Below are 23,524 nucleotides of genomic sequence, written 5' to 3'. Positions count from 1 at the left end.
AGGTGCGATTCGGCATGAGTGCCGCTGGAGTTGTCCCCTACCTGCTGACCGGCCTGTTTTCAGCGGCCGCCGTGCGCGCGCTCCGGCAGGGTGTCCTGACACGGACTCGTCTTTTCCGCGGCCGCGTCGACGATCTGCTGCACGCCGCCATGGCCCTGGCCATGACAGTGATGCCGTGGAGCTGGGGTGGCGCCCTGCCGGAGCTGCCGCAGTCGGTCTTCTTCGCCGGCGCCGCGGTGTGGTTCCCGCTGACCGCCGTCAGGTGCGGCCAGGAGGGACGGCTGTCGGCAACCGCCAGGAGAGTGCCCTACGCGGTCGGCATGGCGGCGATGACCTGGATGTCGTACCGCGCGGCGGGCCATGCGCACCCGACCATGGCCGTGGGTGTACCGACAGCACACCAGGCCGTGGGTCTCCGCCACTTCACGGGTGAGTCGAAGGCCGACAACATCGTCACAGGGGTGTTGGCGCTGTACCTCCTCACCTGTTCTCTCCGCTCGTTGACCCGTGACATGCCCACACTGCGCGCAACGACCGGGACGGCCGACAACCCGACCAGCCTGAAGAGCGTTTGCAACCGTTTCTGGGACGGAGCGACAGCCATGGGAACGGCGGTCATGCTGCTGATGCCCCACTGATCTCTTCGCCGGAACCCCGCTCAGCCGGACGGACCACCGTGCCGGTGGCCGTCACAGCCGGAATGGCCCGTCGGTCAACTGGTGGACCGGGCACCGGCTTCCCGTCGCACCGCCCTCTTGGGACAGCTCCATGTCCGACGCCGAAGGAGAATGACATGACCACCGCTCCCCCCGCACCGCCGTCCGACCTGCTGGGCGCCGACTTCTACCGCTACGAGGCGCTCCTCACGGACGACGAACGCAAGATACTGCGCAAGGCCCGCGCCTTCCTGCGTGACGAGATAAAGCCGATGGTCAACGGGTACTGGGACAGGGGTGAGTTCCCCATGGAGCTGATCGAGAAGTTCCGCGGGAGCGGCCTGACCGCCCTGTCCTACGAGGGTTACGGTGAGCACCTGCCCGCCGCCAGCCATCTGCTCGGCGGCATGCTGGCGATGGAGATGAGCCGTGTCGACGCCTCGGTCGCCACCTTCTTCGGCGTCCACAACGGACTCAGCTTCTACTCCATCTACACCGGCGGCGACCAGGAGCAGCGGAAGAGGTGGCTGCCCGCCATGGCCTCGATGGAGAAGATCGGCGCTTTCGCCATGACCGAGCCGCTGGGCGGCTCCGACGTCTCCGGTGGCATGCGCACCACCGCCAGGCTCCAGGGCGACACCTGGGTCCTCAACGGCGCGAAGAGGTGGATCGGCAACGCGACCTTCGCCGACCACGTCGTGGTGTGGGCGCGGGACGTGGCCGACAACCAGGTCAAGGGCTTCGTCGTCGAGAAGGGCACCCCGGGCTTCGTGCCGGTGAAGATCGAGGGCAAGATCGCGCTGCGGATCGTACAGAACGCCGAGATCACCCTGACCGACGTACGGGTGCCGGAGGCGAACCGCCTCCAGAACATCAACTCCTTCAGGGACGTCGCGGAGATCCTGCGCTTCACGCGCAGCGGTGTCGCCTGGCAGGCCCTGGGTGTCATGATCGGTGCCTATGAGCTCGCACTCGCCTACGCCAAGGAGCGTCAGCAGTTCGGGCGTCCGATCGCCGGGTTCCAGATGGTGCAGGACCTGCTGGTGAAGAGCCTGGGCGACATCACCGCCTCCTGGGGCATGCTGGTACAGCTCGCCCGGCTGCAGGACCAGGGCGTCTTCCGCGACGACCACTCGGCGCTGGCCAAGGGGTTCACCACATCGAGGATGCGGGAGGTCGTCGCGTTCAGCCGCGAGATCTTCGGTGGCAACGGCATCGTCCTGGACTACGACGTCGCACGGTTCTTCGCCGACGCCGAAGCCCTCTACTCCTATGAGGGCAGCCGCCAGATGCAAACCCTCATCGTCGGAAAGTCCATCACCGGGCAGAGCGCCTTCGTGTGAGTCGTGCCGGAAGCGCTCACTCGGCTCCGTCGGCGGTCTCGCCCCGTTCGACGGCCAGCCGGGTCAGTTCGACGCGGGTGTTGATGCCGAGCTTGGTGAAGATGTGCCTCATGTGGGTGTTGACGGTGTGCACGGACACGTAGAGCCGGTCGGCGATCGCCCGGTTGGTCAGGCCGTCCACGACGAGCGGGATAAGTTTCCGTTCGGATTCGGTCAGACTCGTCCACCCCGGGGAGCTGGTCGTGTCCTGCCGCGGGGCGCCCGCGCGCACCCCGAGTTGCCGAAGACGCCGCCTGATCCGTTCGTGATCGCGCCGGGCTCCCGAGGCCGACGCCAGCTGACCCGCTTCTTCGAGGTACGGGATCGCCCGCGCGGTATCGATCGATGTGGCCATGAGCTCGCCCAGATCCTCGTAGGCCGCGGCCAGAGCAAGCCCCCTGCCGGTGCTCCGGTAGCCGGTGACGGCGGACGTGAGTGCACCGGGGTCGCGGTGGAGCAGGCCGTCCACATGGGCGCGGACGGCCGCGATGATCTCCTGGCTGTCATCCCGGGCGGTCAGGGTGCGCAGTGCGCCGGACACCGCCTGCGCGACCGACGGCTCCGCGCCGCGCAACGCGATACGCACGATCGCGGGCCAGTGGGACGGCGGAAGGGCGAGCAGCCGTGTCGGCTCGCTGTCCTCGAAGCCGCCCGTGAGTGCCGTTGCCGCTGCCTCGTCGCGGCCCTCCGCGGCCGCCAGGCAGGCGCGGGCGAGAGACACCCACAGGCCGTACCGCTGTGCGTTCGTGCCGGAGCCGGCTTCGGCGGCGCGGAGCTGGTCCCTCGCCTTGGCGAGGTCACCGCGCCTGATCTCCACCAGTGCCAGCACGGAGCGGGCCTGCGGATTCGGCTGGGTGATCTCGAGTTCGTCCGCCACCGCCAGACTGGCCTCGGCCTCCACGGCCGCGTCGTCCAGCGCGCCCTGTTCAAGCAGGGCGCAGGCACGGCGGGCGTGCCAGTGGGGAAGTGACCAGCCGAGGCCCAGCGCCTCCGCTTCGTGCTGTCCCTCACGCAGCACCCGCTCGGTGTCCGCGAGCCGGTCAGTGGTGGTCAGTACCGTGGCCAGCCACAGCGCCGGAATTCTCGGGGGCCTCAGGTAGGGCACGGTGGGCTCGGTGCGGGCGCGGGCGGTGGCTGCCTCCGCAAGCTCCAGAGCCCGGGCCAGGTGCCCACGGTAGAAGAGGGTCTGCGACTGGAACACCATGACGCTGACGACGACGGCCGGATCGGGGCTCCGGTAGGAGTCCGCGACCAGGCCGGTGTCCGCCTGCTCGGCAGCGGTGATGTTTCCGAGGTACACGTGGCCCGTCGCCTGCGTCTTCAGCAGCAGGACTCGCAGGCCGGACGGCAGCGCGGGGAGGTCCAGGGCGTGCTGCAGGTGTGTCATGGCGGCGGCGTCGTCACCCGCGGCCTGGTGTATTTCGGCGGCCACCAGGCGCAGGTTCGCCTCCTGCGGCGGCTCCAGACCGTCCGACAGGGCGGCGTCGACCAGGTCGAGCGCCTCGTGAACCCGGCGGGTCCGGCCGAGGTATTCGGCGGCGTCGGTCAGCAGGCCGACACGACGCCGGTCGCGCCGGGGCAGCAGGCCGGCGATCCGCTGAGCGAGGTCCGCGGCGGCGTCGGGCGCCGTCGACGACAGTTCCCGTACGGCCGTGTGCAGACTGGTCACGGCGTCGTCGTCGAGCGGGCCGCCCGCCATGACGACGTGCCAGGCCACCTCCGCCGATCGTGCCCCGGTGGCGCGCAGACTCTCGGCGGCCTCCCGGTGCAGGGTGGTCCGTACGGCCGGCGGAAGGTTCTCGTGGACGGCCTGCCTCAGGAGGTCGTGGCGGAAGGCGAGTCGCGGGCCGTCCGCCGAGAGCAGTCCGCCGTTCAGGGCGGCCTCCACGCCTGCCAGCAGGCTGCCGGCCTGCCTGCCGAGCAGGCGGGCGGCCGTACCGAAGTCGAATTCGCGGCCGAGGACGGAGCCGATCTGGAGCAGGCGTACGGCATCCTCCGGGAGCTGCTCCAGACGTGCGCCGACACTCTGCCGGAAGCCGACGGGGATGTCTCGGTACAGGCGGCCGGCAGCGCCCGCCTCCGCTTTGACGGCTTCCGTGTCAGGAAAAGAGCGCACCAGTTCGATAGCCAGGAACGGATTGCCCGCGACACCTCGCAGCATCCTGGCCAGACCGGGTGAGGGCTTCACCCCGAGCACGTCGGCCGCGATGTTCTCCAGTTCCTGCTGCGGCAGGGGACCGAGGGTCAGCCATCGGGCTCCGAGGCGTTCGAGGTCCTCCCGCACCCTGACCACGGTCGGCCGCTCGGTCTCCGACCGGACCGCCAGCACCCACTGGATCCGCGAGGCGGCCAGGCGTCCGGGCAGCGTGCGCAGCGCGAAGAGCGTGGCCGGATCCGCCCATCGCGTGTCGTCCACGAGCACGAGCACCGGCGCGCGCTGAGCCCGCTCCTCCAGAGCGTCCGCGATGCTGTCCAGCAGCCGGAGCCGCTGGTCGTCCACGGCCGCGACGGCTCGGGCGGAACCGTCGCAGGCCTGCAGGGCCGACTGCAGGGCGGCCCCTGCGGCGTACTGATCGAACTCGTCGGCCCGTACGGAGACCACATCGAACCCGCACCGCCGCGCCCGCTCGTCCAGCTCCGCGAGCAGCCGGCTCTTGCCGACGCCGGGCACGCCTTCCACGACGACGCAGGCGCCCCGTCCGCCACGCACGGCCACCAGAGCTTCGCGGACGGCCGCGATCTCACGGTCCCGCCCCCGCAGGCTCAGCCCGGCCCCCGCCTGCGCACCGCGCCCGGGGTCCAGGCCGCCCGTGGGGTCTGTGGTGCGCATGGGGCAAGCATGCCGCAGGCCATGGGCGCCCTCAACGCCGGTCCCCCTGTGTGATCGGCACTCCGGCAGGTCAGGCGGGGCGCGGGGCGCGCAGATGGGCCCGCTGCGTCAACTCCCGCTCCTCGACCAGGGTGAGCATCGGCTGACCCGGCGCGCACATCATGAACACGATGTACTTGGCCGGCGCGTCCGACGAGGCGTTGCCGTTCTGGTAGTGGATCACGTCACCGCCCGGCTCCCAGAACGTCTCACCGGCCTTGATGACGCGTTCCGGCTCGCCCTCGAGCTCCCACCGGACCGCCCCTTCGAGGACGTAGCCGAAACACGGCCCCGAGTGGCGGTGCGGAGGAGTCCCGGGGTCGCCGGGCGGCCACTCGACGAGAACGGTCATCCCGGAAGCACCCTCGGGAACGAAGGGCGGCTTGACGTCCGCCAGCATCCTGGGGCCGAACGTCGACTCGCTGTCCTGCTGCGCGGTCTCGTTCGCCGAGTCCTCTGCCGACACTGCTGCACCTCCGTGGGCCTGCCCGAAACGGATGGTCCGGCACCGCTCGTGGGCCGGTGTACGGCGTCCGCGGCGGGCCGTGCGCCTGCTGCCTCACGAGCGGAGCTCCAAGACCACCTTGCCTCCTGTCCGCGGCCCTCACAAACCAGGAGCCCGCGGCATCACCCCGGGAACCGGTGATGGTGCTGACGCGGGGGCCAGCTCCTCTTCGGCCCAGACCACCTTGCCACCCGATACGGAGCGGAAACCCCATCGGCGGGACAACTGCGCGACCAGGAAGAGGCCGCGGCCGTTCTCGTCATGGGTGCGTGCGCCGAGCAGACGTGGGGAGCAGGCGCTCGTGTCGAACACCTCGCAGGTCAGGACCTGGTGCCGGATCAGACGCAGAGTGATCCGGCCGCTCCCGTGCCGGACGGCGTTGGTGACCAGTTCACTGACGATCAGCTGTGTGGAGTCCGCAAGGCCTCCCAGGCCCCATTCGGCCAGCTGACGGGCTGCCAGGTGCCGGGCACTGCGGGCGGCGGTCTGGTCGCTCGGCAGTGCCCAGGAGGCGACCTGGGCGGGGCTGAGGGTGCGGGTCCGCACGAGGAGCAGTGTGGCGTCGTCGGAGGGTGCCTGCCCCGGGAAGGTCTCCATCGCGCGGCCGCAGAGTTCGTCCAGGGTGCGGCTCGGCTGTGCCAGAGCGGTGCCGAGGCGGTGCATGCCCACGTCGATGTCGTGGTCGCGGGTCTCGATGAGGCCGTCGGTGTACAGGCCGAGGAGACTTCCCTCGGGCAGTTCCAGTTCCACGGCCTCGAAGGGGACTCCCAGCCCGATGCCCAGGGGGGTTCCGGTGGGCAGGTCGGGGAAGGCGACCCGCCCCTGCGGGTCGATGATCGCGGGCGGGGGGTGCCCGGCCCGTGCCATGGTGCACCGGCGGGTCACCGGGTCGTAGACCGCGTACAGACAGGTGGCACCCACGGCCGGGGGGTACTGCTCCGGGCCGTCGGCGTCCTCCTCGGCCAGCCGCTGGACCGTGTCGTCGAGGTGGGTCAGCAGTTCGTCGGGGGGCAGCTCCATGTCGGCGAGCGTGCGCACGGCGGTGCGGAGCCGGCCCATGGTCGCGGCGGCGTTGATCCCGTGTCCGACCACGTCGCCGACGACGAGTGCCACCCGCGCGCCGGACAGCGGGATCACATCGAACCAGTCACCCCCGACGCCGTGATCCATGTCGGCGGGGAGGTAACGAGACGCCGTCTCCACCGCCGCGCCGCCCTTCAGACGGTGCGGAAGCAGGTTCCGTTGGAGGGCGAGGGCAGCGGTGTGCTCGCGGGCGTACTGGCGCGCGTTGTCCAGCGCCAGCGCGGCGCGGCTGACGAGTTCCTCGGCGAGGAGCACGTCGACCTCCTGGAACGGCCCCGGGTCCACGGTGCGGACGAACAGCACCATGCCCAGCAGGACACGCCGCGCCCGGATGGGAATGACCATCAGGGAGTGCATGCCGTTCTCGTGGATCTTCCGCGCCCGCGTGGGGTCATGGTCGATCCATGTACCAGGAGCGGTGTCCAGGACCGGCTCGAGGTGGGGCCTGCCGGAGCTCAGGACATCGGTGAAGGGCGAGGCGGGCGGCCAGGGCACCACCTCACCGTGCACCCATGGGGACTCCGGGACCCCTTGACGGACCGAGGCCAGACCGGCGCGCCTGAAAACAGGGAGGCGTTCGCCCGTGAACCCGACGTGGACCGGGGGCCCTTCTCCGCCGGGCACCGACTGCTCGAGGTCGACGGCGACGTAGTCGGCGAGCAGAGGCACGGCCAGGTCGGCCAGGTCCTGGCTGGTCCGCATCACGTCCAGGCTGCTGCCGAGGCGGGTGCTGCCCTCGCTGAGTATGGCCAGGCGATCGCGCGCCCGCCGGCTCTCGGTGACGTCGACGCTGATGACGCACACCCCCAGCACCAGGCCGTCGGCGTCCCGGAGGCAGAAGATCGAAGCCGCGAACGTGTGCTCCCGCTGCGGGCTCGACGGCAGCCGCGTCCGGTAGTCGTGGACCTTGATCGGCCCGCTCCGGACAGTCTGCCGCATCGCTGACTCGAGTGCTTCGGTCTCGGCGTCCGGGTGCACCTCGGTGAATCGACGTCCGAGCCGTCGGTCGCGGGAGATGCCGTCGTGGCTCTCCATCGTGTCGTTCACCCAGGTGCAGCGCAGTTGCGGGTCCCCGACGACGATGCCCATGGGGACGCGGGCGAGCAGGGACTCCCGCACCAGTCGGTTCGTCGCTTCCCCGGAGGCCTCGCCGATGTCGGTCACGGACACCAGCCACCGGACCGTTCCGCCCTGCCCCCACAGCATCGAGACCCGCAGGCTCACGTCGAGTGCGTGACCGTCCTTGTGCCGCACCGTCGTCGTGCCCGACCAGCCGCGCTGGGTGCGGCACTGCTCGACGAACTCCGCAGTCGTCGGTGCTTCCTCGGGGTACGGCAGTACGGCCGAGGCCGACCGGCCCACGACGTCGCCGGCGGAGTACCCGACCAGCCGCTCGGCGGCCCCCGTCCATCCGACCACCGTCCCCTGCTCGTCGAGCATCGCGATCGCCGACTCCGAGGGCTCGTGGATGTTCGGCTGCTCACCGGGTATCGCTTCGTCAGTGCTGATCATCGAATTCGTCGTCCTCGGATAGGTGGCGGCGGAGCAGACGTCTGCGGCACGCCGTGCTTCGTCACGGTTCTCGATTCCGGACTCGGACATGAGCCGAATTGCGCCCCTACTTGTCCCTTTTCAGGCCATTGACCGGACGGCGCTGTGATCTGTGACAACGGGGGCCGGCGGGCGCAGCGGGCTCTCCCGCGCGGGGTCGGCCGGAGCGGACGTACGGTGCTGGTATGTGCGCCATGCGGGAAGACGGCGCGGTACAGCCCTGCGGGCCTCGTCCGTCCTCACCCGCCGGCGGATCGACTCGCCGGGCGGAGCTGGACCGGCTGCTGGAGTTCGCCGTGCGCGACACGGGGGTGCTCGCGGGTGCGGTGTTCTTGCTGGCTTCCAACGGGCACACGCTGCGGTTGGAGGCGACCCTGGGGCTGCCGGCCGACTGTCTGGCGCCCTGGTTCCGCATGGCGCTGTCCAGTCCTGATCCGGTGGCGGAGGCGCTGCGCCGACGACGGCTGGTCTGGCTGAGCAACCCCGAGGAACTCGCCCGGCGCTATCCGCGCACGGCGATCGCACTTCCGTACCGCTGCGCGGCGGCCGCGGCACCGATCGTCACCGGCACCCGGGGATGGGGCGCCCTGCTGCTTCTGTGGCCCGGGTCCGGCACCGCCGGGGCCACCGGGCCGGGACCCGATCGGGTCGCTGCCGTCTGCAGCCGCCTGGGGCGGTTCCTCCGCGACGCGTCCGACACCGGCCACGCCGTCCGCCCGGGACCGGCACCACGCACCCTGCCGCACCCGCCGGCCCGCAGCCGGGATCCGGCCGAGGCGCTGGCCGCGACGGACCTCGTGGAACGGTTGCCGGAGGGCAACTGCTCGCTCGACCTCGAGGGCAGGTTCACCTACGTCAGCGCCACCGCCGCCACCCTGCTCGGCGGCAGCGTCCCCGAGCTGACCGGCACCCGCCCCTGGCAGTCCTTGCCCTGGTGCGCCGACTCACGCTTCGAGGACTGCTTCCACGGCGCCCTGGCGAGCCGCAGGCCCGCCTGCTGCACCGCCATGCGTCCGCCGGACCAGTGGCTCGCCTTCGAGCTCTACCCCGACGGATCCGGGGTGAGCGTCCGTATCTCGCCGGCCGGCCCGGGCCCCTCCCCACGGGCCGGGCCCGCCGAGACGCGGACATTCCTGGGCGAGCCGATCCCCCTGGGCGAGGTCTACCAGGTGCTCCACCTGGCCGCCGCTCTCTCCGAAGCCGTGGGCGTGCGTGACGTGGTCGATCTGATCACCGAAGAGATACTGCCGGCCTTCGGCGCCCGGACCGTGGCCCTGCTCGCGGCCGAGGACGGCAGAATGCGTGTCATCGGCCGTCGCGGATACGACCCCGGGCTTCTGGAACTCTTCGAAGGAGCTCCGCTGACCTGCCAGGCGCCCCCGGTCCGGGTCCTCGCCACCGGCCGGCCCGGTTTCTTCGCCACGTTCGAGGAACTGTCCCGCGCCTACCCACCCGCCGTCCGTCAGGAAGGCCTGCACGCCTGGGCCTTCCTGCCGCTGATCACCTCCGGGCGCCCGGTGGGCTCGTGCGTGTTCGCCTTCGACCACCCCCATCCCTTCTCCGAGCAGGAGCGGGTGATCTTCACCGCACTCGCGGGGCTCATCGCCCAGGCGCTGGAACGGGCCCGCCTCTACGACGCGAGCAAGGAGCTCGCGCAGACCCTCCAGGCGGCCCTGCTCCCCGACTCGCTACCGGACGTCCCGGGTCTGGACGCAGCCGCCCGTTACCTACCCGCCGCCCGCGGTATGGACATCGGCGGCGACTTCTACGACCTGGTGCGGGTGGACGACACCACGGCGGCCGCGTTCATCGGCGACGTTCAGGGTCACAACGTCACCGCCGCCGCGCTCATGGGCCGGATCCGTCCCTCCCTCCGCTCCCACGCCGTCACCGGAACCACGCCGGTGCAGGCCCTCACGCAGGCCAACCGCCAACTGGTCGACCTGGATTCGGGTCGCTTCGCCAGCTGCCTGTACGCACGTCTCGACCTCGCACGCCGCCGGGCCGTCCTGGCCACCGCCGGGCATCCCCCGCCGATCCTGTGCCACCCCGACGGACACGCCGAGGTCCTCTCCCTGCCGCCCGGGCTGCTGCTCGGCATCGACCCCGACACGGACTATCCCTCCACCGAGATCCCGCTGATCCCCGGCACCGTCCTCGCCCTGTACACCGACGGACTCGTCGAAACTCCCGGAGTCGACCTGGACGACGCCATGTCCGGGCTCGCCGCCCAGCTCGCCCGGGCCCGGTTCCAGCCGATGGACCGGCTCGCCACGGCCCTGATCGACCACGCACGGCGAACCGCACCCACGACGGACGACATCGCCTTGCTGCTCATCGGGCTCGCCACCACCGGGTAGGGCGGAGTGCTGCGGGACGGGGAGCGTGGCTCACCCATCGGCCGGCGCCGGACCGGGAACAGTCGCGCAGCGGGCGCGGGAGCCCAGAAACGCGGCGATCTTGCTCGGGTTGAACACCCACATCACCCTGTGTATGCCGTCCCTCGAAGCGGCGATCGTCAGGATGGTGGTGGGGGAACCGTCGCGGTACATCATCACGCTCGGACGGCCATTGGCCTGGACCAGTCGCAGCTCCGTGTCCTGCCAGAACCGCGGGGTGGCGGTCGCCAGGTTGGCCACAGGCGCACGGCCCACCACGGGTACGCGGGCGGCACCTCGGAGACCGTCACCGTCGGAGAGGCTGACGATGTCAGGGGCGAGGACGGCTTCCAGCGAGGCCACATCCCCGGTGCGAGCCGCTGAGACGAAGGCGTCCAGCAGGCGTCGATGCTCCACCGTGTCCACACTCACCCGCGGCTCGCCCGACAGGCGCTTGCGCGAACGGCTCACGATCTGGCGGATGTTGACGACGCTGAGCTGCAGGATCTCGGCAATCTCCGGATAGGAGTAGTCGAACGCCTCCCGCAGGACGTACGCGGCCCGCTCGGTGGGACTCAGCTTCTCCAGTACCAGCAACAGGGCCAACTCCAGTGCCTCCGCGCGCTCCGCGCCCACCTCCGGATCCAGACTGGTGTCGACGGGCTCCGGCAGCCACGGCCCGATGTAGGTCTCCCGACGCACCCTCGCCGACTGCGCCACGTTGATGGCCAAGCGGGTCGTCGCGCTCGACAGGAAGGCCACCGGGCTCACCACTACGGAACGGTCGGTCTTCTGCCAACGCAGCCACACCTCCTGGACCACGTCCTCGGCCTCGACCACACTGCCGAGCACACGGTAGGCGATCCCGAAGAGGCGCGCGCGGTGCTGCACGAAGTCAGAAACAGCCTCGCCAAGGTCACTTGTCACAGGTGATGGAGGCTCCGCCCGGCTTGTTCGGATGGTGCGGGAAATGTGGCCACCAAAAGTCACGACTGGTCCAATCGCAGCTGGACCAGAGATCCGAATCAGCCCCGTTCCTCCGGCCGAACCGGCACATGGGAATGCCGCAGGCTGTTGTCGGAACAGTGGCGGTCAGGCAAGACATCGTGGTCTCGCGGCCCGCCCCTCGGCTCACATCAGGACTCCGGGCAACAACTGCACTTCTCTTCAGGGAATGGAAACAATCTTCGTCAACCACGCCAGACTGGTCGTACTGCCACCTGGACGCATCGCACAAACGAGTGATTCGACCGGCCGAGCGGCGGGATCCGCCTCAGGGACACCGCCCCTCGGCTCATGACCACCTCATGACCGCCTCATGGACGTCCAAGGCCGCCCCACCTCCCTCATCCGCTCGACCTGTCGCACCATTGACCGGCAGGGATCGAAAGTTGTGACACGGAGCCATCACACCTTGAACGACAGTCGCGCCACTCCGTCGAACGCGGCACCGCCCGCCCGCGGTCGTGGCGGATCTTCCACAGCGCACGATGCGGCCTGGTCGGACGGCACGGTGCCCCTGTAGAACGGTGCATATGATGTTGCCGGGGTACCCATTTCCGCGTCCGGGCCGGGTGGCACACGGCCGAGCCGAGGCGTGGCCGGAGGGGTACAGGATGTGAGGAACGCATGGGCTCCGTAACGCACTCGACGCACGACATCGCGGTCACCGCCGAAGGCCTCCAGGAGGATTTGGCCCGCCTCCAGATCCAGAAGCAGGCACTGGAAAGGGAACTTGCCGCGGTGGTGGCGCATCTCGGCTCGGTGCAGCGGGCTCTCAGCGCCTTCGAGTCCTTGATGCGCGCCCCGGCTGCCGCCGAGCAGGCCCAGGTGGCGAAGCCCGTCGTCCCGCAGGCCCCGCCCGCCGCCACCGAGTCCGAGGGCGTCGCGACGCCCGCCACCGAGTCCGTCGAGTCCGAGGGCGTCGCGACGACACCTGTGCCTCGGGCGCAGAAGCCGCCGAGCAGGAGCGAGGACGCCCTCCGTCCTGCTCCGGCTGGGGACGACACGGACGGGCAGAAGAAGTACGGTCGGCTCACCGAGCAGATCATGGAGTACTTCGCCGCGGCCGGCGCCGTCGACGTACGGGCCCGTGATGTGGCCGCCGCGCTGGGCCGTGACTCCGACAGCGCAAGCATCAACGGGGTTCGCAGCACACTCGATCGCCTTGTCGGCGCCTCTCGCGTCCAGCGGACCGGGCGAGGTCTCTACCGCGCCCGTCGCGCCTAGACCACGGCGATGTGTCCGTGACCACGGCGATGTGTCCGTCTCCGCATGCGAGCGCGGTGCCGAGCTGAGCGGCGCCCGGCGGTTCAGCTCAACGATCCCAGGAGGACGGCGAAGCACAAGGCCATGGCCACGGTGATCAGGATCATCGCGGTCAGCGTTCCTCGTAGCCACCGTGTGAGGCGGACACGGTGCTGCTGCTGCACCTCGCTGATGCTTGCCGCGACGTGTTCCGTGACCATGCGTGCCACGTACCTCTGTTCCTTGAGGTACCAGCTCTCGATATCCGCCTTCTGCTCCTGGTTCAGCCCCGCCACCCGCGTGGTGAAGACCGCCACGCGCTGTCGTGCCGCGTCCAGATGGGCATGCCGGTACAGGAAGGTCTCGATGTCGGTCAGGCCGCGCGCGGCCTCCTTGCTCGTGTTCATGGTGTGCTCCACAGGGAAGGCGGTGAGCCCGGGTGCGGGATCCCGCGTGGTCATGCGGCCGTGCGGCCACTCGTCGGGCTCTCACCGGGGCGCTGCGGATCGCCGCTCGTGACGAACGCGTCCCGTGGATGCTGCACGGAGGCGAGGGAGACCAGGTCCCGGCCGAAGAACGCAGCCGTGAGCCAGACCGTGAGGACGCGGATCTTGCGTTCCCATGAGGGCACGGCCAGGACGTGGTAGCCCCGGTGCATCAGCCAGGCCGGCAGCCCCTTGATGACGATCCTCTTGTACTGGAAGATGCCCCGTCCCAGTCCCAGCGTGGCCACCACCCCCAAACTGCTGTGGCGGTAGTTCTTGATCCGTCCCCCGCGCAGGTCGGCCACGATGTTCTTCGCGAGGCGTCTGCCCTGCCGCACGGCGTGCTGGGCGTTCGGCACCGTGTGAGCCCCGGGCACCGTTGAGGCCAGGTCGGGAACGGCCGCGTCGTCCCCGGCCGCCCATGCGTCCACGACGAGTTCGCTGCCGGTGCCCACGCGCAGATCGGGACGGACCACGAGCAGACCCCGTTCGTCGATCGGGAGATCCGAGTGGTTGTGCACGACCGGATTGGAGGCGTTGCCGGCGGTCCATACGACCAACGCGGAATCGAACTCCGCCCCGTCGGAAAGCACTACATGGCCGTCGGCGAGGGAGCGGATCTGTGTGTTGAGGTGAACATGCGCGCCACGGCGTTCCAGGGAGCGCACCACCCAGGCGCCCGGCTTGTCCCCCACCTCGGGCAGGATGCGGCCCCGGGCCTCGACCAGGTGGAAGGACAGCTCGTCGCTGCCCAGCTCCGGATACGACTTCAGCATCGCCGTCGCGAGCGACAGCAGTTCCCCGAAGCCCTCGACCCCGGAGAATCCGCCACCCACGAACGTCACCGTCAGCAGTCTTTGCCGCTCGGCGCCGGGAGGCAACGACGCCGCCTGGTCGAACGCGGTCATCAGCCGGTCGCGGATGGCCACCGCCTCCTCGACGTGCTTCAGACCGATCGCGTGCTGGGCGAGCCCCGGGATGGGGAAGGTGCGGGTCACGGCGCCGGCGGTGACGACGAGGGTGTCGTAACGCAGTTCGTAGTCCGCCCCCTTGGCAGGCCGTACCGTGACCGTCCGGTCGGCATGGCTGATCGTGGTCACGGTTCCTGCGATCAGCCGGGCGCGGCGCAGGTGCCGTCGCAGCGACACGGCGGCGTGTCGGGCCTCGACCGATCCGGCCGTGACCTCCGGCAGGAACGGTTGGTATGTCATGTAGGGGCGGGGGTCGACAACCGTGACCCGTGCCTCCGCCGTGCTGAGCCTCTTCTCGAGGCCCCAGGCCGCGTAGAAGCCTGCGTAGCCGCCACCGACAATCAGAATTTCACGCATCAGACCCTCTGTTTGTTGTTCGACACCTCTTTGACAAGACAGGGCCAGACGGTGTGACACAGCTTGTTGGGCGAAAACGAGCGCCCTGGTCCGGCGGGGCCAGGACACCGTCCGGTGCCGAACCGACGTTTGACAGCGCCACCGGACGTCCACCATGCTTCCATTAATTCATTAGTACAAGCATGATGGAACCGAGGAAGGCGCCGTGATCGACTACCGGATCGACCGTGGCAGCGGCGTACCGGCCTATGTGCAGATCGTCGAGCAGACCGAACGAGCACTCCGGATGGGCTTCCTCAAGGTCGGGGACAAGCTGCCCACGGCCAAGGAGGTGGTGGCGGCGACCGCCATCAACCCCAACACCGTGCTGCGCGCCTACCGCGACATGGAGCAGGCCGGCCTGGTCGAACTGCGCCGTGGTCTCGGAACCTTCGTGACGCGATCACTCGCCCGGCCCGGCGCGGAGGACGACTCGCCGCTGCGCCGGGAAGTCACCGACTGGGTCGCACGCGCCCGGGCCGAAGGCCTGGAACGGGCCGACGTCCTCGCCGTGGTCACAGCGGTTCTGGACGCCTACGACAACGAACACGACAGCCACACCCCGGGCGACCGGGAACGGAAGAAGGAGGACGTATGACCGGGCCTGCCGCGCCGGCCGCACTGCGCGCCACGGGACTCGGATTCCGGTACCGGAAGCGGGGCGGCTGGGCCCTGCGGGACTGCGAGTTCACCGTGCCCGGCGGTCGTGTCGCCGCCCTCGTCGGACGCAACGGCGCCGGCAAGAGCACCCTGCTGCACCTGGCCGGCGGCCTCCTGCGAGCCGGCTCGGGGGAACTGCGGGTGCTGGGCGCCGCGCCCGGCACGGCCGAGGCCCGCGCCCGGGTCGCCCTGCTCACCCAGGACAAGCCGCTCTACCCCCGCTTCACCGTGGCGGACACCCTGCTGATGGGCGAGAAGCTGAACTCGTCGTGGGACCGGACGGCCGCCGAGCGGATCGTCCACGAGGGCGGCATCCCGCTCCACGCCCGCGTCGGTGAACTGTCCCCCGGACGGCGCACCCGCGTCGCGCTCGCGCATGTGGCACGGCCCAGGCTGGAGGACGGAGCTCACCGGACTGCGATGGCGTTGGCCGGTCACCGCCGGGGCACTCACCTACCCCTTACCCCGTCTACCTCATCCACCAGAGCCTCGGGATCCCCCTGGCCAAAGGCCTGATCCAGGCATTCCCCGGGCTGGGACCACTGCCCTCGATGACGCTGTCCGTCATCTGCATGCTCGGGCTGTCCCTGCTGGTCCACACCCTGGTGGAGCGTCGGCTCGGACGCCGTCCGAGGCATCGCCTGACGCTCGACATGCGGCCGCGGGACCTCACCCCGCAGGCCGCCCTCATCCGCACTCGACAACACCGGAACCCCGGTACCCCACCAAAGAACGGGCTCGCATGTTCTTCAACACTCGTACAAGACGCTCACGCATACTCATCGCCGTCGCGGCAGCGGCGGCCGCCGTCCTGGCCGTCGCCGTGACTCTGGCCCTGACGGTCACCACCTACGATCACACCTCGCCGCGCGCCGCCCGAGCCAAGGCATCGGGATCGGTCACCGGAGACACCGACTGCCGCAAGGTGAAGTGCGTCGCCCTCAGCTTCGACGGCGGTCCCAGCCCGACGACCCCCAAGCTCCTGGACATCCTCAAGCAGCAGGGTCTGCACGCCACGTTCTTCGTGCAGGGCAAGGGTCACATCTCGAAGTACCCCGACATCCTGCGCCGTATCGCGGACGAGGGGCACGAGGTCGGCAACCACACCTGGAATCACAAGCGGTTGACCGAAATCGGAGCGGACGACGCCCGTCAGGAACTGACCCGGACACAGGACGCCATCGAGAGGATCACCGGCACCAGGCCCGTCCTGATGCGTCCGCCGCAGGGCCGCACCAACCGCAAAGTGGCCAAGATCTGCCGGGAGCTGGGACTGGCGCAGGTGCTCTGGAGCGTCACGGCCAAGGACTACGAGACGACCGACTCGGCCCTGATCACCAAGCGGGTGCTCGACCAGACCCACCGGGACGGCATCATCCTGCTGCACGACCTGCACAAGGGGACCGTGCCCGCCGTCCCGGGGATCCTCAAAGCACTCAAGCAGCGCGGCTACACCATCGTCACCGTGTCGCAACTGCTCGCCCCCGCCAAGCCCCAGCCCGGGATGGTCTACCGGCCCTGAGCCACCTCGGCGGCGACGGATCCGGTCGTCAGAGGATCCGCGTAGCACGGCGGTCCGGAGATCGAGCCGTACCCCGTGGGTCGGTTCGCGCTTGCGCTGAGCGTCGTGCGACGGGCCGGCCTCTGAACGGCGTCCGAGGAGCAGACCAAGTCCCTCATGACGATACGGAGTTGGTCTTCCCTTCGGCGTGAGCTGTCGATCACTCTCAGGTACGATGCGGAGAATGAGCTCTGCGGCCGTGTTCCTGCTGGGTATGGTCGGCGCGCTGGCGCCGGAGATCGTTCGCCTCTACGAGATCCGCAACGATCCCGAACGGTTCCAGTGGTCGTGGTTCTACCTCGCAGTCTCGCTCGCCTTCTCGGCGCTCGGCGGTGTCCTGGCGCTGGTGCTGCCGGCGACCACCTACTGGGGCGCCCTGTACGTCGGGGTGTCGACGCCGGTCCTGGTTAATTCCATGGTGCGCAAGGGACGCGAGCGCGCCCGCACGCAACTGCGTTCGTGGCCGCCCACCGTCACGCGGTACTCGCTGGTCGACTCCTACGTGTACGGGTTGTAGGCCATGGATCTCGGCCTGTCGCACGGGATCAGGTTCCGCTTCGACGGCGGTCTCCTCGGTGCGGCCCTGCTCGACATGCACCGCAAGTCGCCGCTCCCCCTTCGAGAACGGATGCTCGGCGCGGGGGTGCGGCCCGCAGCGCTGCCCGTGGCAGAGCCGGCGACCACGCGGGTGAGGCAGCACCTCGGGGCGGGCACGCGGGAACTCGAACTGGTCACACCGCGGGACGAGGGCCCTTCCGTGGCGCTCGAACTGCGCTTTGACCTGGGCGTCCCGGTGGACTGGTGCCTGGAGGTGAAGGGGACCCCGGAACCGTTCGACCGGGGCGTGGCCTACTCCCTGCCCGATCGGGTCACGCTCACCGTCGAGGCGGCCGTGCCGTGTGCGATCGACGGCGATGAGGTACGCCTGTCGTTACCGGCAGGCAGTTCCGCGGTGGTCCTGGCGCTGACCAGCCAGCCGGTGTTCAACGTCGGCGACACGGTCGTGGTGTGCCGCCCCGACCAGATGCGGGAGGCAGCCGTCGTGGCGTCCTGCCTCCCCGCGGACCGGCTGACGCCCATCGTCGCAGTCGAACCGCCGCCTGTGACCGAGGCTGCATTCATCGCGCTGTACGAGGAGTTCAAAAGCAGTCAGGACAAGTCGATGCAGCGCATCGGTTCGCGGCTGGGTCTGGACGAGGTGCTGGCTGGTGGTCCGGAGGTGCAGCGGCAGACACTGCTGGACATAGCCGAGCATCAGCGGCTCGGCAAGGAGCTGAGCCAGTACCGGTCCTGGGCCAAGCACAACGAGATGGTGTCCGGACTGTTGTCGCGGATGGGCGTCGAACGCGCCGTGTTCCTCGCCGACTTCAGCCCCGAGGAACTCAACACCCTCGACCCCGCCCTCCGCAGAGGGGCGAACCGCCTGTGGGCCGCGCACACCGGGGAGGACGAGGGCGACCCAGACGACGGGATGTTCGCGGACGTCCCGGAGAAGCTGCGCCTGCGGTGGAGCGGACTGACCGAACTCACCAGCGTCGCCTGGCGGTCGCTGCGCGAGCCGGGCGGCGAGCCGGAGCGCACGATCGAGGTCTCCACCGACGACCCCGCGAGCTATGTCGCCGCGCTGTTCACCGCGCTGCGCACCGGTGCGGCCCTGCGTGCGGTCGACGGTCCCGGCGCACCGCTCGACGAGCTGTTCGCGCAGGCCAATCCGGATTCCGACGAGGCGACGCTGGTCGAGAACACCGCAGACGTGAACGCGCTGTTGGGTGCGGTGTACGCCCATCACCGCGGCGCACGCCTGGTGGTCACACCGCCGCCGGACCTGGAGCCGGTCCGGCGAGCGGTCGACGAGCAGCAGCGGCGGATCACCGCGGGCGCGCGCCTCCACGAGGAGACCAGGGGCGACGACGTCGGCGGGAGACTGCGGCGATGGCTGTCCACCGGCGGCAGAAACCGCTATCGGGCCCTGGAAGAAGCGGTGACCGCGCAGGTCCCGCCGGCCGCGCTCGCCTCCGTCGGCGAGCGCAGGCTGACCGCGTTCACCACCGGTCTGCCGTACTCGTTCGTCCGCTCCGCGCAGGCCGACTGGTCGCGCAAGCCCATCGGGCACGTCGCAGCCGATCCCGTCCTGATCATCCTCAACGAGGTGTACGGCGAGGGCATCGAACGATCGGCCGGCACATTCAGCCTCGTGTTCGATCCCGGGTTCTTCCGGGTCTCGGAGACCGAGGACGTGATGCGCTCGGTGGGCGGCCACTTCACCCATCCCATCCTGCTGCCGGGACCGGGCAAGGTCATGCTCGGTGCTCTGATGGCGCTGCCCCAAGACCTGCCGGTGGAGCTGCTGTTCTTCAACACGCACGGCACGGACGACGGGATCGTGCTGGGCGAGCAGTTCGCCCTGGAGAACTGGCGCATTCCGCAGTGGCTGACACTGCGCCACCGGCCCATCGTGTTCAACAACTCCTGTCAGTCCTGGACGGGCGTCGGCCGGGAGTTCGTCCGGGTCGGCGCCCGCGGCTACATCGGCTCGCTCTGGAGCATCCCGTCGAAGCGGGCAGCCGACTTCGGCCGTATGGTCGTGCACCGCATCACGGCCGAGGAGACCCCGGTCTGTGAGGCCATCGTCGGCACTGGGCTGCCCGCCGGAATCGAGCGGTCGTACATCTACGTGGGCACCGCGAACGGGCGGCTGGACCAGTGGCGGGACCGGGCCGGCACCGCCGGCGAGGCCGCACTCGCACAGTGCGCGATGCTCGCACGCGTAGCCCGCCGGGACCACGGCGCCCTGGCCCGCCTCCTGCACAAGGAGATCACGGGACTGCGTCGTGCCGTCGAGCGCACACCTCACCGCGACACGCTGTCCTACCTGGATGTTCTGCTGGACGAGCTCGGGCTGACCGCCAGGGACGACACCGCCGGCGAGGAGGCGGTACACCAGCTCGTCACGCGGATCGACGCCCTGCTGGAGCGGCTGGACCTCCCGGCGGAGACCGCCGACCAGCGATGGGCCACCCGGTTCGAGCTGACCGGCACTCGGCACGAGCGGCTCGACGACCTGGCGGCGGCACTGGCCGACTTCCGGCGCAGCGTGGCCTACGGCGAGGCCTGCGAAAACCGCCCGAACCTCCTGCTGCGCATGGCACAGCTCCAGATGCGGCACGGACAGGGAGAGGAGGCCCGGCTGCTGGCCGAAGAGGCACACGACTTGTACCTCCGGCACGACGACAAGAACGGGCTGCTCCAAACGGGCGGCCTGCTGGGCCAGTTGAGCAAGCGGCTGCAGCGCTACGACGAGGCGATGCGCCATGCCCGGGAGGGCTACGCCCGCGCGCTCGAGCTGGAGAACCGGACGCAGCAGGCCGCCTTCATCCTCGACGAGGCGATCCTCCACCAGATCGCGGGTGATCCGGACGCCGCGATCGCCGCTGCCACGAAGGCACTGGAACTGGCGCGCATCAACCATGACGACCAGCAGGAACTGGCCGCCGTGGGCAGGCTGTGCACGTCCCACCGGGACAAGGGCGACCTCGACATCGCCGCGCGGTACGCCTCCATCGGCCTCGCGCGGGCGGAGAAGCTCGGCATCCCGAGGGAGACGGCGAGCTTCCACTGGGACGTCGCCGAGACGCTGAGGCTGCGCGGCAGGGACGCCGAGGCACTGGGCCATTACCGGGACTCGGTGGCGCTCCTCGTCGGGATCGGTGCCTGGGAGCTGGCCGCACCCCTGCTCGCCTCGCTCGCGGGCTGCGCCACGCGGCTTCAGCACGCGGACGCCCTGTGGTCGGCGGCGGTGTGGGGAAGCATGCTCTGTGCCGCGGTCGAGCAGCACCTGTGGTCCAAGGTGCTGCCGGTTGTGGTCGACGCGTTCAAGAAGGCAATCGAGACGGGCACGTTCGCCACGACCGAGCGGCGCCTCGGCGACCTGTCGGCGGTCGTCACCGCCCGGGGCCGGGAAAGCAGCCCCGTGCAGATGCAGTTCCTGGGCGATGTGTTCACCCTCGTCCTGCACTGGCTGGCGGGCGAGGGGCAGGCGGATGTCATCGGCTTCGCCCGGCACCTGGACGGCCAGGTCGCGGGCGGTGTTCTCGGGCTGGAGGAGTTCGTGTCGGCGCCCTACAGCCGACGCGCCCGCAACCATGGCATCCGGCCCGGCGACCGCCCGGGATGATCACCGACGGTGAGGCGTGGCGGCCGTTGAGGCGTCGACGGAGGCCGGGCAGCCCCGGCCGGTTCCGCCGGTTCCGCCGGTTCCGCCGGTTCCGCCGGTTCCGCCGGTTCCGCCGGTTCCGCCGGGATCACCGGTCGGGGTGGGCGAGCAGGCCGGTCAGGTAGATCGCGATCGAACGTTCGAGCGTCGCGGCGAAGGGGGTAGGAAGGAAGACGAGGCTCGGATCGCCGGCGTAGGCGGCACGCACTGCCTCCGCCGGATGGCTGTGCGTCCACAACGCCCCGACGAGGACGATCGTCATGGCGGCTGCTTCGGCGGCCTCCCGGTCCCTGAGCTCGGGCAGGATCTCCCGCAGCATGTCCGCCAGTCCGGCAAGACCGTCGGCACGCCGGCTCCCGCTCACCGCGCCCGCCGGCCACCCCGGGATACCGACCGGATTCTTCCTCGTCGAACTGGCCGCCGTGATGGCGGAGTTCGAGAGGGAGTACGACTTCGTCCTGGCCACGCCGGACGGCCTGCTGCCGCAGCTCGACGTCAACGGACTCGCTCTCAACTTCCAGGCGTGCGGGAACCTCGGTCCCGCCACCGCCTGCACCGCCATTCAGAGCGGAGTCGAGCGGTTCGGCCCCGAGAAGCTGCGCGAGAAGAACCCGGACCTCCTCCAGCGCCGCGAGAGCGAACTCGCCCTCGCCCACCGGCTTCTGGGCCGCATCCCGGTCTCCGAGCCGCTTCCCAGGACGGACGCGGAAGCCGTCTCCGTCCGGGGCGACGTCGTCGCCGGCTTCGAGGCATCGCGGCAGCGCGAGTACCTGTCCATCCAGCAACTGATCGAACGGCACCCCGACCCCGCCTCCGGCTTCTCGCTCGCGGACCTGGCCTTCGTGCACATGCCCGGCGGACACGCACCGATGGTCGACTTCAACAACAACCCGTGTGTGGGGGAGTTGCTCAACACGCTCCGCGAGGTCGACGTCCCGATCTCCCTCATCTGCCATGCCCCGGTGGGCCTGACCTCGGCGCGCTACCGGGTCGACGGCGACGGGAAGGTCACGACCGATCCCGACCACGCCTTCAAGGGCGCACGGATCACCACCGTCCCCAAGTACGGCGAGAAGGTGATGCTCGCGTCCGGGTATCCGAAGGTGCCCGGCGAACGCACGCGCCTGACCTACTACGTCGACGTGGCACTCAAGGAGGCCGGTTACGACGTCAGCCTCACCCTCAACCCCTCGGCCGCCAAGGTGGTCTGGGACGCCGACCACTCCCTGCTGACCGGCAACGGACCCCAAGCCGTGGATGAGCAGGCCGCCCGCCTGGCCGAGATCGTGCGCGGCCGGTCACGCGACTCCTTGTCGCGCACGCACTAGCGCTCTGCCCGCAAGGGTTCACCGGCCTGGCGACTGTGCTTCCTTCGACTGAGCAGACGTTCAGGAACACTCGTGCAAGGGAGCTGTCGCAGGAAGGCAGCGCATCACACGCCGGCGGATGAGGCTTGTCGTCGGGAGAGGGCTATCCTGCGTCGCTCTCGGTCGATCTCGGTGACGACCACCGTGATCTTGTCGCCTACCTGGACGGCATCTGATGGAGTCTCCACCGGTGGCCAGGCGAGCTCTCGCAGGTGAACCAGTCCCTCGATTCCGTCGGCGACCTGGACGAAGACACCGAACGGGATCAGCTTGGTGACCTGGCCAGGCAGTTTCTGCCCCACCGCGATGGTGTCAGCGAAGACCTGAAAGGGGTCCAGCTGTGTGGCTTTCAAGGACAGTCTGGCCTCCAGGTTCCACGTGTCGAACTGGAGGAACTCGCATGAGACGCGCTGTCCGATCTGCACGACGTCGGAGGCTGCCTCGAAACGCCGCCAGGACAGTTCAGCGAAGGAGATGAACCCGACGCCGGGGAAGACCGGATGGCCGGGGCCGTCGTCCAGCGCGACGAACACACCGAACCGTTCGATCGCTGTGACGGTGCCGGAAAGCAGTTCGCCGAGGTGCAACGATTCCAGGAAGGCCCAGAGTTCTGGGTTCTCGGACGGACCACCCATCATGCTCCCAGCCTTTCACGAGGAGCCGTGCACTGGGTGGGAAGTGAGCTCACGCTGCGGTCTTGAGGGGACGTCCGCCGCAGCGGATGCCTTTCTCGCTGCGGATGGGGTCCGAAGTGGGCTTCGATCGGCTTCGCCCAGAACGCGTAGATCGGGGCGCCGTCTGGCCGGGCAGCGCGGATCGACTTCACAGCTTGCACCGTCGGTCGTGCTGACGGGTGACGATGAGCATCGTCAGCTCGCTCCTCCAGCGCGTGGAGAAACCAACGAGGCCCCCGGGGCTGTGGTGCGGAGACGTCGGACATCTCGCTCGACAGTGTTCGGGGGCCTCGCCGTCACGTCAGTGGCCTCGTCCGATCAGTGATCAACTTCAGAAGACTCGTCGTGAACGCCATGGGTGAAGCAGAAGGAGATGGGAGCGGCGCGGTGATGATGCGCCCAGCTGCCGAATTCCGGACACCTTGCGTACCGCCCTGGGTGTTCCCGGTCCCGCCTTGCGTACCGCCCTGCGTGTTCCCGGTCCCGCCTTGCGTACCGCCCTGGGTGTTCCCGGTCCCGCCTTGCG

The 23,524-nt window shown here is 69.8% G+C and carries 18 protein-coding genes; 10 read left to right on the top strand and 8 right to left on the bottom strand.

Going from position 1 to position 23,524, the window contains the following annotated elements:
• Window positions 1-14 precede the first annotated feature (14 nt).
• Together ACWDGI_RS12545 and ACWDGI_RS12540 are read left to right on the top strand one after the other, a co-directional pair.
• On the top strand, window positions 15-638 hold the full coding sequence (locus tag ACWDGI_RS12545) for a DUF5134 domain-containing protein (protein WP_450758138.1): 624 nt from the start codon (window positions 15-17) through the stop codon (window positions 636-638).
• A 155-nt stretch (window positions 639-793) separates the two neighbouring features.
• Window positions 794-1,999, top strand: coding sequence for an acyl-CoA dehydrogenase family protein (locus ACWDGI_RS12540; RefSeq protein ID WP_450758136.1), 1,206 nt, complete (start codon window positions 794-796; stop codon window positions 1,997-1,999).
• 16 nt (window positions 2,000-2,015) lie between these two features.
• On the opposite strand, the gene ACWDGI_RS12535 is transcribed toward ACWDGI_RS12540, so the two are convergent.
• From ACWDGI_RS12535 to ACWDGI_RS12525, 3 genes are all read right to left on the bottom strand, one after another.
• The gene (locus ACWDGI_RS12535; RefSeq protein ID WP_450758134.1) at window positions 2,016-4,868 is read right to left on the bottom strand and encodes a helix-turn-helix transcriptional regulator; all 2,853 of its coding nucleotides are present in this window, start codon (window positions 4,866-4,868) and stop codon (window positions 2,016-2,018) included.
• 70 nt (window positions 4,869-4,938) lie between these two features.
• A complete protein-coding gene (locus ACWDGI_RS12530; RefSeq protein WP_450758493.1) occupies window positions 4,939-5,307 on the bottom strand; it encodes a cupin domain-containing protein in 369 nt (122 codons plus the stop codon).
• A gap of 204 nt (window positions 5,308-5,511) precedes the next feature.
• Window positions 5,512-8,007, bottom strand: coding sequence for a SpoIIE family protein phosphatase (locus ACWDGI_RS12525; protein WP_450758132.1), 2,496 nt, complete (start codon window positions 8,005-8,007; stop codon window positions 5,512-5,514).
• A 233-nt stretch (window positions 8,008-8,240) separates the two neighbouring features.
• On the opposite strand from ACWDGI_RS12525, the gene ACWDGI_RS12520 reads away from it, so the two are divergent.
• Window positions 8,241-10,406: a SpoIIE family protein phosphatase gene (locus ACWDGI_RS12520; protein WP_450758130.1), complete on the top strand. Its 2,166-nt coding sequence runs from the start codon at window positions 8,241-8,243 to the stop codon at window positions 10,404-10,406.
• Between the two features lie 30 nt (window positions 10,407-10,436).
• Here the strand turns inward: ACWDGI_RS12520 and ACWDGI_RS12515 are convergent, their stop codons facing one another.
• Window positions 10,437-11,351: an RNA polymerase sigma-70 factor gene (locus tag ACWDGI_RS12515; protein WP_450758491.1), complete on the bottom strand. Its 915-nt coding sequence runs from the start codon at window positions 11,349-11,351 to the stop codon at window positions 10,437-10,439.
• Window positions 11,352-12,053: 702 nt separating this feature from the next.
• Here ACWDGI_RS12515 and ACWDGI_RS12510 point away from each other — a divergent pair.
• Window positions 12,054-12,653, top strand: a complete 600-nt coding sequence (locus ACWDGI_RS12510; protein ID WP_450758128.1) for a hypothetical protein — start codon at window positions 12,054-12,056, stop codon at window positions 12,651-12,653.
• A gap of 83 nt (window positions 12,654-12,736) precedes the next feature.
• Here ACWDGI_RS12510 and ACWDGI_RS12505 read toward each other — a convergent pair whose 3' ends face one another.
• Complete coding sequence (locus ACWDGI_RS12505) at window positions 12,737-13,078, bottom strand: hypothetical protein (RefSeq protein WP_450758126.1); 342 nt, start codon at window positions 13,076-13,078, stop codon at window positions 12,737-12,739.
• A 50-nt stretch (window positions 13,079-13,128) separates the two neighbouring features.
• Window positions 13,129-14,484, bottom strand: a complete 1,356-nt coding sequence (locus tag ACWDGI_RS12500) for an NAD(P)/FAD-dependent oxidoreductase (RefSeq protein WP_450758124.1) — start codon at window positions 14,482-14,484, stop codon at window positions 13,129-13,131.
• 205 nt (window positions 14,485-14,689) lie between these two features.
• Between ACWDGI_RS12500 and ACWDGI_RS12495 the strand changes: the two genes are divergently transcribed.
• From ACWDGI_RS12495 to ACWDGI_RS12475, 5 genes are all read left to right on the top strand, one after another.
• Window positions 14,690-15,121: a GntR family transcriptional regulator gene (locus ACWDGI_RS12495; protein ID WP_450758122.1), complete on the top strand. Its 432-nt coding sequence runs from the start codon at window positions 14,690-14,692 to the stop codon at window positions 15,119-15,121.
• Window positions 15,118-15,699: an ATP-binding cassette domain-containing protein gene (locus ACWDGI_RS12490; protein ID WP_450758120.1), complete on the top strand. Its 582-nt coding sequence runs from the start codon at window positions 15,118-15,120 to the stop codon at window positions 15,697-15,699. Before ACWDGI_RS12495 ends, ACWDGI_RS12490 begins: the two co-directional genes overlap by 4 nt.
• A 226-nt stretch (window positions 15,700-15,925) precedes the next feature.
• On the top strand, window positions 15,926-16,705 hold the full coding sequence (locus ACWDGI_RS12485) for a polysaccharide deacetylase family protein (RefSeq protein ID WP_450758119.1): 780 nt from the start codon (window positions 15,926-15,928) through the stop codon (window positions 16,703-16,705).
• A 223-nt stretch (window positions 16,706-16,928) separates the two neighbouring features.
• Window positions 16,929-17,261, top strand: coding sequence for a hypothetical protein (locus ACWDGI_RS12480; protein ID WP_450758117.1), 333 nt, complete (start codon window positions 16,929-16,931; stop codon window positions 17,259-17,261).
• A 3-nt stretch (window positions 17,262-17,264) separates the two neighbouring features.
• On the top strand, window positions 17,265-20,918 hold the full coding sequence (locus ACWDGI_RS12475; protein WP_450758115.1) for a hypothetical protein: 3,654 nt from the start codon (window positions 17,265-17,267) through the stop codon (window positions 20,916-20,918).
• 127 nt (window positions 20,919-21,045) lie between these two features.
• Here ACWDGI_RS12475 and ACWDGI_RS12470 read toward each other — a convergent pair whose 3' ends face one another.
• Window positions 21,046-21,276, bottom strand: a complete 231-nt coding sequence (locus ACWDGI_RS12470; RefSeq protein ID WP_450758113.1) for a hypothetical protein — start codon at window positions 21,274-21,276, stop codon at window positions 21,046-21,048.
• Here ACWDGI_RS12470 and ACWDGI_RS12465 point away from each other — a divergent pair.
• Entirely contained in the window at window positions 21,275-22,285 is a 1,011-nt protein-coding gene (locus tag ACWDGI_RS12465; RefSeq protein ID WP_450758111.1) for a hypothetical protein, read from the top strand. The two genes, ACWDGI_RS12470 and ACWDGI_RS12465, sit on opposite strands and share 2 nt — an antisense overlap.
• A gap of 104 nt (window positions 22,286-22,389) precedes the next feature.
• Here the strand turns inward: ACWDGI_RS12465 and ACWDGI_RS12460 are convergent, their stop codons facing one another.
• On the bottom strand, window positions 22,390-22,962 hold the full coding sequence (locus tag ACWDGI_RS12460) for a S1 RNA-binding domain-containing protein (RefSeq protein ID WP_450758109.1): 573 nt from the start codon (window positions 22,960-22,962) through the stop codon (window positions 22,390-22,392).
• Between the last annotated feature and the right edge of the window lie 562 nt (window positions 22,963-23,524).

Source organism: Streptomyces sp. NPDC001220, assembly GCF_053597895.1.
Note: the sequence above shows the minus strand (reverse complement) of the source record. Positions and strands in the feature narration are given on the sequence as shown.